Below are 11,958 nucleotides of genomic sequence, written 5' to 3'. Positions count from 1 at the left end.
AATAACAAGGGACTGCCCCGCGAGCCAAGGCTTTCGGAGCAGTCCCTTGTTTGCTTCCCCTTACCGCTGAGTATTTCTCATATCGACTGAACAAGGCCCAGCGCTTCGGCTTGGCAAGCCGGGTAATGGAAGCTGCCTTTATGCCAGCCGTTTGAACCTCCCCAGAATTTCCACTGTCTCCAGCACATTGACGAATGCGGTTGGATCGACCGCAACAACCACCTTGCGAAGCTCCGCAAGCTCGTACCGCGTGGTGACCGTCATCAGCATCGTGTTGCCTTCATGGCTGTATCCCCCTTCCGCATTGACGACGGTCACGCCATGCGGAAGCCGGTTCAGCTGCGTGACCATCTCATCCTTTCGCTTCGTAACGATGAAGCAGGTCAGTTTGACATGCCGGATATGAATGATGTCAACCACCTTGCTCTTCACAAAGGTACACAGCATGGCGTACAGCGCCGAATCCCAGCTTTTCATAAAGCCAAGGGTCAATATGATCACCCCGTCCATAATGAACAGCACCGTTCCCATCGGCACATCCCGCTTGCGCGTGATGATGGAGCCCAGAATATCGAACCCTCCGGACGATCCGCCCGCACGTAAAGAGAAACCGACGCCTCCCGCAATAATAACCCCGCCGAAGATGCTGGCGAGAATCGGATCTTTGGTCACCTGCACCTGGGGAATAATCGTCAGAAACCAGGTCGTGCTGGCGACACAGAGCATGCTGAGGCAGATGTATTTTTTCCCTACGGCAACGAAGCCCCAGAGCAGAATCGGCAGATTGATGCCGAAATAGATGAGCGAAATATACTTGGGATTGGTCAAGTAACCGATGACGGACGCCGTTCCTGCCACTCCTCCACTGAGGAGCTGATGCGGGATTAGGAACAGCTTGAGACCGGCGGCGACCAGCAGGGCGGAAAGAACGACAATCGCTGCTTCTCTGGCCGTTTTGGTAAGACTCTCAAAAGTGTTGGCTACTGCTTGATGACGCATGTGCATGGAAGTATTCCTTTCTTTATCATGACTTGGTTATCATGTTTGCTAAAAAATATTTTATCATACTGATGAGATTTTTCTATCACTTTTTTCACTATGGCTTCTTTTCATATATAGTGGATTCCCGCACCCTTTTTTATGCCGGTTTCTTGTTGTCTAAAGCGGGACAATCCCGCATATCTATGGATATAACAGCCGGAACCGGCGGCTTTCGGAAGACACGCCGAAATTTCGGGCAGAGGGGGCTATAACAAAGGTGGACAAGTATGTAAGCTGGATGGCTATTCTACGGATGCTGTCGGGCAGCGTGGAAATCACTGCTGCGCTGATCATGCTGCGATTGAACCAGGTGGATAAGGCGCTTGCGGTTAATTCGGGGCTCGCGCTGGTCGGCCCGACCGTGCTGATTCTGACGACGGCCATCGGACTAACGGGCATGGCGCAGGATCTCTCTCCCAGCAAGCTGGCCTGGGTGGGTATAGGCGTGGCGTGTCTCTTAATCGGCATTTTGAAAAAATGATAGATTGGTAGTCATATTGCGAACGTACAAGCATAGATATGGAATAAAGCATTCCATAGAGGACAACTTGGGGGTACGGCTTATGGCCAACGAATGGCTTCAATTATTTCCGGAAAAAGTGAAAGCCGCGCTTTCCCGGCTCCCGCTTATGCTGCTGGAGACGGTGGAAGAAATCCGCATCAGGGAAGGACGTCCGCTGGAAATCAATTATGCAGGCAAATACCATTTTGTAGACGCTGCCGGGCGGCTGACCCTGGAACCGGAGGAGGCATACACACCGGACCGCGAAGACAGCCACCGGATGCTTGATCTGATCAGCAACCACTCACTGTATACGATGGAAGAAGAGCTCCGCAAGGGATTCATCACCATCCCGGGCGGACACCGCATCGGACTCGCCGGGCGGGCGGTTCTGAGCGGCGGCAGCGTAGGCCATCTGCGGGACATCGGCGGATACAACGTCCGGATCGCAAGAGAGATTCCCGGAGTCGCCGACCGGCTTCTGCCGCATCTCTTGGACTGGAGCCGCCAGCGGGTCATGCACACGTTGATTCTGTCCCCGCCCCAGCACGGGAAGACAACGCTGCTCCGTGATCTCGCCCGGCAGATTTCCGCCGGGAGCAAGGGTGGGAGGGAAGGGCGCAGGCCCGGTCTCAAGGTAGGCATCGTGGACGAGCGTTCCGAGATCGCCGGAAGCCGAAGGGGGCTTCCCGCCTTCGACATCGGCCCGCGCACGGATGTGCTGGACGGCTGTCCCAAAGCCGAGGGCATGATGATGATGATTCGCTCCCTCTCGCCGGATGTGCTGATTGCGGACGAAATCGGCCGGCCTGAGGATGCCGAGGCGGTAACCGAGGCGCTGCACGCCGGAATTACGGTTCTGGCGGCCGCGCACGGCCGGGAAGTGTCCGAACTGGCTCTAAGGCCCGGTCTGGGCAGGCTTATCGAGCTGGGGATGTTCGAAAGGTATGTCATCCTCCGCCGGTCGGCGGGAGAACTCTCCTTCCGCGTGCTGGACGGCCGCAAACGCTCGCTCCCGGTATACCCCGGACAAGACAAAGGAGGCGAAGCCCATGCTTAAGCTTCTCGGCGCCGCGATGATCCTGCTCGCGGCTACGCTGGCGGGCTTCAGGCGGGCCGGCCAGTACGCAGACCGGCCCCGGCACATCCGCGGTCTTATCGCCGCGCTTCAGCGCCTGGAGACCGAGATCATGTACGGTTATACGCCGCTGCCGGAAGCGATGAAGCGGATCGCCGTCCAGTCGAGGGAGCCGCTGCGGGGTTTCTTCGCCGCAGCCGCCGATAGAATGTGCGCGCCGTGTAACGAGAGCGCGCAAGAAGCGGTGGGCCGGGCGATGGAAACGCACTGGAAGGCGACCGCGATGAAAGCGCCGGAGCAGGAAATTCTCCGGCAGCTCAGCTGCACCCTGGGCACCAGCGACCGAAGCAATCAAGCGAATCATATTGCGCTGGCGCTGCAGCAGCTGAAGCAGGAGGAGATTTCGGCCCGCGAGGACCAGGCCAAGTACGAAAAAGTGAGTAAAAGCCTGGGACTGCTGCTGGGGGCGCTCATCGTCATTTTGATCTTTTAGCGAGGTGCCAGGAATGAATATTGAAGTCAACGCGATCTTTCAAATTGCCGGCATCGGCATCATTATCGCCATGATTCATACCGTGCTCAAGCAGATGGGCAAAGAGGACATTGCCCACTGGGTGACTGTCATCGGCTTTGTCGTCGTGCTGTTCATGGTCATCCGGATGCTGGATGGACTGCTGCAGGAAATTAAGACGATCTTTCTTTTTCAATAGGCCGCGCTATGGAAATCATTCAAATCGTAGGAATCGGGCTGATGTCAACCGTTCTCATTCTTGTGCTGAAAGAACAAAAGCCGATGTTTGCTTTCTTGCTGGCCGCTGCTACGGGCATACTCATCTTCCTGTTTCTGATCGGCAAAATCGGCGGCGTCATATCCACGCTTCAGCGGCTTGCGGAGTCTTCGGGTATGGAGACCGTATATCTGAAGACGGTGTTTAAAATCATCGGCATCTCTTATATCGCAGAGTTTGGCGCCCAGATCGTACGCGACGCGGGCCAGGAATCTATCGCTTCCAAAATCGAACTGGCTGGCAAGGTGCTGATTATGACGCTGGCTGTGCCGATCATCGGCATTATTATTGAGACGGTTATGAAGCTGCTGCCGGCGTAAAGCGCGCCTAAAGGTCTGGCTCATCCGAAGACGAAAGGAGCAATGGCAATGGAAAAGCGCGGCATATTCCGTCCTCCCAAACTTGGTGCCGCGCTGCTGCTGCTCTGTCTCGTGTTCATCGGATGTAGCCGGGCCGCTGCCGCATCGCCTGCGGACAAGGCCGGAATGACCGCAGGCCAATTCGGGAATAACCCGGGCCAAACGGAGGCTTATACGGACCCAGCCGGCAATAGTCCGGTCGAATCCGGGAATTCAGCCGATCGAGCCGGAACAACGGCGGAGCCGGCCGGGACTTCTGCGGCGTCAAGCGGGGCGCAAACCGGCCAGACCGGAACGCCAATAGACCAGTGGGTAAAGAGCCAGGTGGACGAACTGCCCAAAGACGAGGTCGAGAGGTACTGGGATCAGCTGATGAAGGATTACGGCGGTTTTTTTCCGGATGGGGCCACTCCTTCGCTCATGGATATGCTGCTGCCGGGCGGGAAAGGGCTCAGCCTGCAAAATGTGCTGTCGGGACTCTTCTCTTACATGTGGCATGAAGTGCTCTACAACGGCAAGCTGCTCGTTACGATTGTTATGATCAGCGTGCTGAGCATGATTCTGGAGACGCTGCAGACGGCGTTTGAGCGCAAGACGGTCAGCAAGGTAGCCTACACTCTATGCTTCATGGTGGTGCTGGTCATCGCAGTCAACAGCTTTAATATAGCCATCGGCTATGCCAAGGACGCCATCGACCGGATGATCGACTTCATGATGGCGATGATTCCACTTCTGTTCGCTCTGCTTGCTTCCATGGGCAACATCGTAACCGTCTCGGTGACTCATCCCCTGATCGTATTTATGATCCATACGGTCAGCACTCTGATCCATACCATGGTCTTTCCGCTGTTGTTCTTCTCGGCGGTTCTGCATCTGGTCAGCTCCATATCGGACAAATATAAGCTAACCCACCTTGCGAATTTACTGCGTAACATCGGCATGGGGGTTCTTGGGGTTCTGCTGACCGTCTTTCTGGGCGTCATCTCCGTCAGGGGTATTACGAGCTCGGTTACGGACGGGGTAACGTTAAAGGCGGCAAAGTACATTACCGGCAATTTCGTACCCGTTATAGGCAAAATGTTCGCGGACGCCACCGATACCGTCATATCCGCCTCACTGCTGGTGAAGAATGCAATCGGGCTGTCGGGCGTAATCATCATCCTGTTCCTATGTGCGTTTCCGGCGATCAAAATCCTTGTGCTGGCTATCATTTACAATGTAGCCGGAGCCGTGATGCAGCCGCTCGGCGACACGCCGATCGTATCCTGCCTGCAGACGATCGGAAAGAGCATGATCTATGTGTTCGCTGCCCTGGCCGCCGTGTCGCTCATGTTCTTTCTAGCGGTTACCATCATGCTGACGGCAGGAAATGTTACGGTCATGATGAGATGACGCTATACAAGGGAGGTGAATCATGAGCTGGCTTGGAGGATGGCTGCGGGAGATCATATTAATTGTGCTGCTGGCTACGTTCGTTGAACTTCTGCTTCCGAGCAAGTCGATGGAGCGCTATGCCAGGCTTGTGCTCAGCCTGCTGATTCTGCTGACGCTGCTCAGCCCCATCGTCTCGCTGCTGAAAGGCAATGCTGCGTCCGAGCTCAGCCTGGCCTTTAGCCGAGCGGATGGCGGGACGTCCGGGCAGAGCGGGGCGGCAGATGCAGAGCTTCAAAAAATTTTGGCCGACGGGCGAAAGCTCGCCGCGGGCGGCAGGGACCAAAGCTTAAAGCTGGCCGCGCAGCAAATCGCCGCACAGATGAGAGAGCAGATTGCCGCAGAGACGGGGAAGCGCGGAGCGAATGTGAACGTAACGCTCGCTCTGACAAATGAAGCGGACAGCACCTGGGCTCCGGCCATAACTCAGGTGGTTGTCACACTTCCCGGTGAAGCCGGTGCCGCACAAGGAAATGCACCCCGTAGATCCGGCAGCGGCGGAAGCACTCAGGTAACGGTTGAGCCCGTGGAGGATATCAAAGTTGAACTTGGCGAGGGAGAGAACAGGCTGAAGGAACAGGGCGCAAGCGCAGGTAGGGCGGCAGATCCGGCGGCGGCAGGGACCCACGAAGGAAGCGGACCAGGCGGTGCGGACGCCAAAGCGGTAACGGCGCTGTTGGAGAAGAACTGGAGCCTTGATCCTGGAAAGATAAAAGTAGTGGACGGCAGCGCGGATAAATTGTAACGACAGGTTCAGCTGACTGGAAATTATGAAGGAGGGCAAACGATAGTGGGCAACTGGCTGAAGAAGCTGGAGCAGCTGGTCGGCGGCGGGCCGGGCAATCCGAAGCGAAACCACACGTTCCGCTGGCTGATCATCCTGGGTCTCTTGGGCGCGGCGATCATGCTGTTCAATTCCTTTGTCAATGTGAAGAAGCTCGACAGCGAGAATACGGGGAGAGAACCGCCGCAATCCCAGAACTCGCAGGCGGCAATGCAGGAGGAGACGAGCGATAGCGCCAGTTCGTTTGACGGCATTGAGCATGAAATGGAGAACCGGATGAAGGGGATTCTGGAACAAATTGTCGGAGTCGGCACGGTGGACATTATGGTGACCGTGGATTCCACAGAGGAGGTCGTCGTCCAGCGTAATGTGAACGATTCCCAGCAGCTCAGTGAGGAGACCGACGCGAACGGCGGCAAGCGCCATACGACCACATACACGAGAGACGGTGAAATCGTCACCTACAGTCAATCCGGAGACGAGACGCCGATTATTACCAAAAGAATCAAGCCCCAGGTTCGCGGCGTGCTCATTGTCGCCAAGGGAGCCGAGAACAAGGTGGTGAGAGGGTTGATCGAGCAGGCGGTGGAAAAAGCGCTTAATGTACCAAGCTACCGCATTTCCGTTGTGCCGCGCAAGCAGGAATAAGAAGCGCGAAAGGCTATGGCTTCGGCGGTCGAATCTGAAGGAACAGCAAAAAGGAGGAAAAGTAATGAACGGCAAAAGACAAACAATCTGGTTGGTGTCCATGCTCAGCTTGATGGTGGTTCTCTCCGCTTACTATTTGTTCACGGAGGACTCGGGCGTCTCTTCTCCCAAGGAAACGGCCGGCACGATTCAGGTGGATTCGGTTAAGGATACGGGCGCTGCTCCGTCGACGGCTGACAGCGGCGCGACTGCAAGTGAAGTGACTCCGCAGGGCGGCGATACCGCCGTTGATCCGAATGCGTCCTCCGATTCGGCTGCGGGCGCCGCTCCGAATGCCGCAGACCCGAACGCCGCCGCAGACCCAAATGCTGCGGCAAGCTCGGCGGAAGGCGGTTCGAGTTTCGTGACGGCGGGAACGGATGACGGCAATTCTGCGGCAGACCCGGCAGCGAATGCCGACAAGGACCAAGCATCGGCCTCCGCTCCCGCCGCTTCTGCGAAACCGGACACGGCCACATCGGATAGCGGTAAGGATGCCGCATCGGCAGACAGCGGCGTATCGAAGGACGACGCTGCCGTTCTGAATGAAGTCGCATCGCAAAGCACTTCGGCCTCCAGTCTGTTCACCAACTACCTGTACGAACGAGAGCAAAAGAACCTGAAGGAACAACATGATCTGCTGGCTGCGATCAACGATATGGATAAATCGCCGGCGGACAGCGCGGCTGCGCAGGAGCAGCTGCATCAGTTGGAAGAGAAGGAATCCAAAATCAACGGAATCGAAGAAAAGCTTCAACAGCAGTACAGCGAAGCGATCATCAAGGAAGAGAACAACGATTCCTATAAGGTGGTTGTGCTCAGCGACAAGCTGGATGTGAAACAGGCGGCCTTGATCATCGATCTGGTCATGAAAGAGCTGAGCGTTTCACAGGATAAAGTAAGCGTACAGCATGTATCGGAGCAGTAAAACGAACATAAATAACGCAGGAATTGGCGAAAGAGCTCGGGTTATCCCGGGCTCTTTCTATTTCCTACGTTTATGATATAATACATAAAGTTATCATGGAAAATAAGTGGATTAGCTTTGTAACTGATCCTTTGTCCTATGTTTTATGAGTGACGGTTGACGTCCCCAAAAGGGCGGCGAAGCCGTTTCATCTTATCCGCCGAGTTGGTGGGTTCGAGAGAAAGCTGAAGGAGTGAACTGATCGAAATGTTCAAATTAAGTGAAATTAAGGAATTGATCGAATTGCTGGACCAGACCTCTTCCGTGCATGAGCTGGAGATTGAAAGCGAAGGAATGAAGCTGGCTATCCGCAAACCGGACCGTTCCGAGGCCGCGGAAGCGCACGTAGTTCCGGCGGCGCCGTTTCCTTACCCCTTTACGCCAGCTCCACAGCCGCCCGTTCCGCAGCAGATTGCCGGGCATGCTGCCGCCAGTCCCGCCGCTCCGCAAGCGGAGACGATCTCTACTCCCGCAGAGGGAACCTTACATAAAATCGTTTCTCCGATGGTGGGAACGTTCTACACCGCAGCTTCGCCGGATTTGCCTTCGTTCGTAAGCGTTGGCGACCGGGTGACCGAAAAGTCAACGGTGTGCATTATCGAAGCGATGAAGCTGATGAACGAGCTTGAAGCGGAAGTCCGCGGAGAAATCGTGTCCGTCCTTGCCGAGAACGGCCAGCTTGTGGAGTACGGCCAGCCCTTGTTCCTGGTGAAGCCGGAATCTTAGAATCGGGAGGAAAGTAATGAATATACAAAAAGTACTGATCGCTAACCGGGGGGAAATTGCGGTTCGGATAATTCGCGCCTGCCGTGAATTGGGTATTTCCACCGTTGCGGTCTATTCGGAGCCCGACCGCGATTCGCTGCATGTCCGGCTGGCCGATGAAGCGTACTGCATCGGACCGACAGCTTCCAAGGACAGCTATTTGAATTTTACGAATATTATGAGCGCCGCCACCCTGACCGAATGCGATGCCATCCATCCAGGTTACGGCTTCCTTGCCGAGAACGCTGATTTCGCTGAGATTTGCGGTTCCTGCAATATCATATTTATCGGTCCGTCTCCTGAAGCTATCACCCGGATGGGTGACAAGGCTATGGCTAAAGATACGATGAAGCAGGCCGGCGTTCCGGTCATTCCCGGTTCGGACGGTCTTGTGGACGATGTGGAGGAAGCGGTGCTGCTTGCCAGAGAGATCGGCTACCCCATTATCATCAAGGCTACCGCCGGAGGCGGTGGTAAAGGCATCCGTATTGCCGAAGACGAGGAATCGCTGATCAAGCAGATTACTGCCGCCCAGCAAGAAGCTCAGAAGGCATTCGGCAACGCCGGAGTCTATCTGGAGAAATATCTGACCGGCATGAAGCATGTCGAAATCCAGATTATCGCCGATAACCACGGCAACGTGGTCCATCTCGGGGAACGGGACTGTTCTGTGCAGCGCCGCCGCCAGAAGCTTGTGGAGGAGGCTCCTTGCTCCGTGCTGACGCCTGATATCCGCCAGGCGATGGGAGAAGCGGCTGTCCGCGCCGCGCTTGCCGTGAATTATTCCGGTGCGGGAACGTTGGAATTTCTGCTTGGCGCAGACGGGCAGTTTTATTTTATGGAAATGAACACTCGTATTCAGGTTGAGCATCCGGTTACCGAAATGGTAACGGGAGTAGATCTGATCAAGGAAATGATCTCGGTGGCCGAGGGCAATCCCCTTTCATTCACCCAGGAGGATATCGTTATTAACGGCTGGTCGATCGAGTGCCGCATCAATGCGGAAGACCCGGACAAGAATTTCATGCCTTCTCCGGGTAAGATCGGCTTTTACCTGCCACCGGGCGGACTTGGCGTCCGTGTGGACAGCGCAGCGTATCCTGGCGGAACGATATCGCCTTTTTATGATTCCATGATTGCGAAGCTCATTGTCTGGGCGCCTACGCGCCAGGAAGCGATTCTCAAGATGAAGAGGGCTCTGGGCGAGTTCGCCATAGAAGGAATACATACCACAATCCCTTTTCATCAAAAATTGCTGGAGCATCCCGTATTCCTGGACGGCCATTTCGATATCAAGTTCCTTGAAGAAAATGAAATTTAAGACGAAACCGCATCGTTTGTCATAAACTTCGCCAAATGATATAGTATGTTTAATGGAGAGACGTGCTTTAAGCTTGCCATCATGAACAAATGTGAAAGGTGTGGGGGACAAAATGAGTACACTGCCGACAGAATTTGAACGTACGGAAATCGGTGAAATCCAGATCGCTCCCGAAGTGATTGAAGTGATCGCGGGCCTTGCGACCGTTGAGGTTAAAGGCGTAGCGGGCATGAGCGGCGGATTTGCCGGAGGCATTGTCGAGCTGCTTGGACGCAAGAACCTTTCAAAAGGCGTTAAGGTGGAAGTCGGACAACGCGAGGCTGCGGTGGATGTCTCCGTAATTATCGAATATGGAACCCGTCTTCCGGAAGTGGCGGCGGAAATTCAGCGAAACGTCAAACGGTCGATCGAAACGATGACAGGCCTGACGGTAGTAGAAGTGAATGTGCACATTCACGACGTTCAGTTCAAGACTGCGGAAAAGAACACCGCTGCCGACGATACCGATTTTGCCCTTCGTGTGAAATAAGGACTTCCGGTCTTCATTAAACCCCCGACGGTCAAGTCGAGGGTTTAGTCTACTTTGAGGAGGTTACGAGGCTCGTGGCTAAAATTTTAGACAGACTTTTGCTGTTCATTTACAGCTTGAGCATTGGAACATTATCTGTTATTGCCATCCTCCTGTTAAGCGGCGTTCTTCCGAGGAATCTGGAGATCAGGAATTGGGAAGCCGCTTATATCGGCATGATTGTCGCGGCGGTGATTTTGTTCCTGCTCAGCATCCGGTTCTTCTATATCTCCATTCGCCGGGAACGGACATCCAGTCTATCGGTTGATCAGCGGACGGAGTACGGAGATATTCAGATTTCTATGGAAACGATTGAGAATCTCAGCCTCAAGGCCGCCGGAAGGGTCAAGGGCATCCGCGACCTGAGATCGCGCATTCGCGTCTCCCAGGCGGGACTTGAAATTATGATCCGCGGCGTAGTGGACGGCGAGCATTCGCTGCCGCTTCTGACCTCGGAAGTACAGCGGCAGGTGCATGAATATGTGCAGGATACGACGGGTGTTCCGGTTGCCGACGTGTCCGTCTATATTGCCAACCTTGCCCAGTCCCCAAGCTTCAAAAGTCGAGTGGAATAGAGGTGAGTTTCCCTTATGCCTTGGAGAGAAATATGGGAAAGTCACGGTGGTAGAATCGCCGGAGTGGCCTTTGGCTTTATTCTTGGCATCATTTATTTAATCAGCGGTTTCTGGGATATGCTGTTCTTTGCACTGGTTGTGTTCATCGGATATACGCTTGGCGGAAGAAAAGACGCGCAGGCTCCACTGTTCCCATGGCGGGAGCTGCTGGAGCAGCTGTCGGCCCGCTGGCGTCCCTTCAAGTGAACCGCGCTAAAGCCTTTCTTTCGGAGCGAACTGGTCATTTGCGTTTCTTTGCCCGAAAGAAGGGCGGTGCGGTTTTTTTGCGTCTGATTGCGGTTGATGAGTGGAAAATCTCCATCTAATTTGAGTATTTCGGATGAGAACGGGGTATTATGCTGAAATTATAGGGAGTTTTTCCATCTATCTAAATCTTATGCGATACAGCGAGGGACAAGTCCCGCCGGACCGGCCAGTCGGCATCGGTCAACTGGTTAGCCTGCCCCAAAAGGGAGCTCGGGTTCAAGGTACAAGCGGAAATTGGATTAATTTAAAGGAGGAACAAATGAAAAGACGTGTAGCGAGAGAAATTATAGTGCAAAGCCTGTATCAAATGGAGATGAACGAGGTTGAAAGCGGCGAGGCGGTGGAAATGCTGCTGGAAGAGGCGTCGGAGGAAAATGAGACGGAACGCGTCATTTCAGACGAGCTTCAGCTAAAAGATTATGTGCTGGACCATGTGAACGGCATCTGGGAAGCCAAGCCTGCGATTGACGATATGCTGGAGCATTACTTGAAAGGCTGGCAGATGAGCCGGCTGTCCCGCGTTGACCGCCAGATTTTAAGGCTTGCCGCCTATGAAATGATTTACCGGAATGATGTTCCGGCAAAGGTTGCCGTCAATGAGGCGATTGAGCTCGCCAAGCATTTCGGCACTGAGGATTCCGGCAAATTCGTCAACGGCGTTCTGGGAAAAATGATTCAGGATCTGGAAGAACTGAAGACAAACCGTCCCTAAAAACGAAGCTGGTTCAGTAAAAGATGCAACGATGCGCCTGGTGCGCCCTTTTTCACGAATAGACAGCCAAACAA

At 54.5% G+C, this 11,958-nt stretch carries 16 protein-coding genes; 15 read left to right on the top strand and 1 reads right to left on the bottom strand.

What is annotated here, in order from left to right; translation table 11 throughout:
- Window positions 1-138: 138 nt before the first annotated feature.
- Window positions 139-999, bottom strand: coding sequence for a YitT family protein (locus KP014_RS23110; RefSeq protein WP_051499513.1), 861 nt, complete (start codon window positions 997-999; stop codon window positions 139-141).
- A gap of 259 nt (window positions 1,000-1,258) precedes the next feature.
- Between KP014_RS23110 and KP014_RS23105 the strand changes: the two genes are divergently transcribed.
- From KP014_RS23105 to nusB, 15 genes are all read left to right on the top strand, one after another.
- A complete protein-coding gene (locus KP014_RS23105) occupies window positions 1,259-1,522 on the top strand; it encodes a YqhV family protein (protein WP_407944236.1) in 264 nt (87 codons plus the stop codon).
- Between the two features lie 82 nt (window positions 1,523-1,604).
- Window positions 1,605-2,603 carry a stage III sporulation protein AA gene (gene spoIIIAA / locus KP014_RS23100; RefSeq protein ID WP_090834143.1) on the top strand — a complete coding sequence of 333 codons (999 nt, stop codon included), beginning with the start codon at window positions 1,605-1,607 and terminating at the stop codon, window positions 2,601-2,603.
- Window positions 2,596-3,114: a stage III sporulation protein SpoIIIAB gene (gene spoIIIAB / locus KP014_RS23095; RefSeq protein ID WP_036599434.1), complete on the top strand. Its 519-nt coding sequence runs from the start codon at window positions 2,596-2,598 to the stop codon at window positions 3,112-3,114. The genes spoIIIAA and spoIIIAB overlap by 8 nt, the downstream gene beginning before the upstream one ends.
- Before the next feature lie 13 nt (window positions 3,115-3,127).
- Window positions 3,128-3,331: a stage III sporulation protein AC gene (gene spoIIIAC, locus KP014_RS23090; RefSeq protein ID WP_025335735.1), complete on the top strand. Its 204-nt coding sequence runs from the start codon at window positions 3,128-3,130 to the stop codon at window positions 3,329-3,331.
- Window positions 3,332-3,339: 8 nt separating this feature from the next.
- Complete coding sequence (gene spoIIIAD, locus KP014_RS23085; protein WP_036599432.1) at window positions 3,340-3,729, top strand: stage III sporulation protein AD; 390 nt, start codon at window positions 3,340-3,342, stop codon at window positions 3,727-3,729.
- Window positions 3,730-3,777: 48 nt separating this feature from the next.
- Entirely contained in the window at window positions 3,778-5,160 is a 1,383-nt protein-coding gene (spoIIIAE, locus tag KP014_RS23080) for a stage III sporulation protein AE (RefSeq protein WP_036599431.1), read from the top strand.
- 22 nt (window positions 5,161-5,182) lie between these two features.
- Entirely contained in the window at window positions 5,183-5,944 is a 762-nt protein-coding gene (spoIIIAF, locus tag KP014_RS23075) for a stage III sporulation protein AF (protein ID WP_051500376.1), read from the top strand.
- A 45-nt stretch (window positions 5,945-5,989) separates the two neighbouring features.
- Window positions 5,990-6,631: a stage III sporulation protein AG gene (spoIIIAG, locus tag KP014_RS23070; RefSeq protein ID WP_036599430.1), complete on the top strand. Its 642-nt coding sequence runs from the start codon at window positions 5,990-5,992 to the stop codon at window positions 6,629-6,631.
- A 64-nt stretch (window positions 6,632-6,695) separates the two neighbouring features.
- Window positions 6,696-7,598 (top strand): SpoIIIAH-like family protein, encoded by a 903-nt coding sequence (locus tag KP014_RS23065; protein ID WP_036599429.1) that lies wholly within the window; start codon window positions 6,696-6,698, stop codon window positions 7,596-7,598.
- A 246-nt stretch (window positions 7,599-7,844) separates the two neighbouring features.
- Complete coding sequence (gene accB / locus KP014_RS23060) at window positions 7,845-8,363, top strand: acetyl-CoA carboxylase biotin carboxyl carrier protein (RefSeq protein ID WP_036599428.1); 519 nt, start codon at window positions 7,845-7,847, stop codon at window positions 8,361-8,363.
- Between the two features lie 16 nt (window positions 8,364-8,379).
- The gene (gene accC, locus KP014_RS23055; protein ID WP_036599426.1) at window positions 8,380-9,723 is read left to right on the top strand and encodes an acetyl-CoA carboxylase biotin carboxylase subunit; all 1,344 of its coding nucleotides are present in this window, start codon (window positions 8,380-8,382) and stop codon (window positions 9,721-9,723) included.
- Window positions 9,724-9,835: 112 nt separating this feature from the next.
- On the top strand, window positions 9,836-10,252 hold the full coding sequence (locus KP014_RS23050) for an Asp23/Gls24 family envelope stress response protein (RefSeq protein WP_036599424.1): 417 nt from the start codon (window positions 9,836-9,838) through the stop codon (window positions 10,250-10,252).
- A gap of 74 nt (window positions 10,253-10,326) precedes the next feature.
- Window positions 10,327-10,866, top strand: coding sequence for an alkaline shock response membrane anchor protein AmaP (amaP, locus tag KP014_RS23045; RefSeq protein ID WP_036599422.1), 540 nt, complete (start codon window positions 10,327-10,329; stop codon window positions 10,864-10,866).
- Window positions 10,867-10,881: 15 nt separating this feature from the next.
- Complete coding sequence (locus KP014_RS23040; RefSeq protein WP_036599420.1) at window positions 10,882-11,112, top strand: DUF2273 domain-containing protein; 231 nt, start codon at window positions 10,882-10,884, stop codon at window positions 11,110-11,112.
- A 319-nt stretch (window positions 11,113-11,431) separates the two neighbouring features.
- Window positions 11,432-11,884: a transcription antitermination factor NusB gene (nusB, locus tag KP014_RS23035; RefSeq protein ID WP_036599435.1), complete on the top strand. Its 453-nt coding sequence runs from the start codon at window positions 11,432-11,434 to the stop codon at window positions 11,882-11,884.
- Window positions 11,885-11,958 lie beyond the last annotated feature (74 nt).

Source organism: Paenibacillus sophorae, assembly GCF_018966525.1.
Classification (GTDB): domain Bacteria; phylum Bacillota; class Bacilli; order Paenibacillales; family Paenibacillaceae; genus Paenibacillus_AQ; species Paenibacillus_AQ sophorae.
The sequence above is the reverse complement of the archived record's forward strand: the minus strand, read 5'-3'. Positions and strand labels throughout refer to the sequence as shown.

What these genes read in the sequence shown, in the direction of transcription:
- KP014_RS23110 (WP_051499513.1), bottom strand. Translation starts at nt 999, where the DNA reads ATGCGTCATCAAGCAGTAGCCAACACTTTTGAGAGTCTTACCAAAACG.
- spoIIIAA (WP_090834143.1), top strand. Translation starts at nt 1,605, where the DNA reads ATGGCCAACGAATGGCTTCAATTATTTCCGGAAAAAGTGAAAGCCGCG.
- spoIIIAB (WP_036599434.1), top strand. Translation starts at nt 2,596, where the DNA reads ATGCTTAAGCTTCTCGGCGCCGCGATGATCCTGCTCGCGGCTACGCTG.
- spoIIIAC (WP_025335735.1), top strand. Translation starts at nt 3,128, where the DNA reads ATGAATATTGAAGTCAACGCGATCTTTCAAATTGCCGGCATCGGCATC.
- spoIIIAD (WP_036599432.1), top strand. Translation starts at nt 3,340, where the DNA reads ATGGAAATCATTCAAATCGTAGGAATCGGGCTGATGTCAACCGTTCTC.
- spoIIIAE (WP_036599431.1), top strand. Translation starts at nt 3,778, where the DNA reads ATGGAAAAGCGCGGCATATTCCGTCCTCCCAAACTTGGTGCCGCGCTG.
- spoIIIAF (WP_051500376.1), top strand. Translation starts at nt 5,183, where the DNA reads ATGAGCTGGCTTGGAGGATGGCTGCGGGAGATCATATTAATTGTGCTG.
- KP014_RS23065 (WP_036599429.1), top strand. Translation starts at nt 6,696, where the DNA reads ATGAACGGCAAAAGACAAACAATCTGGTTGGTGTCCATGCTCAGCTTG.
- accB (WP_036599428.1), top strand. Translation starts at nt 7,845, where the DNA reads ATGTTCAAATTAAGTGAAATTAAGGAATTGATCGAATTGCTGGACCAG.
- accC (WP_036599426.1), top strand. Translation starts at nt 8,380, where the DNA reads ATGAATATACAAAAAGTACTGATCGCTAACCGGGGGGAAATTGCGGTT.
- KP014_RS23050 (WP_036599424.1), top strand. Translation starts at nt 9,836, where the DNA reads ATGAGTACACTGCCGACAGAATTTGAACGTACGGAAATCGGTGAAATC.
- KP014_RS23040 (WP_036599420.1), top strand. Translation starts at nt 10,882, where the DNA reads ATGCCTTGGAGAGAAATATGGGAAAGTCACGGTGGTAGAATCGCCGGA.
- nusB (WP_036599435.1), top strand. Translation starts at nt 11,432, where the DNA reads ATGAAAAGACGTGTAGCGAGAGAAATTATAGTGCAAAGCCTGTATCAA.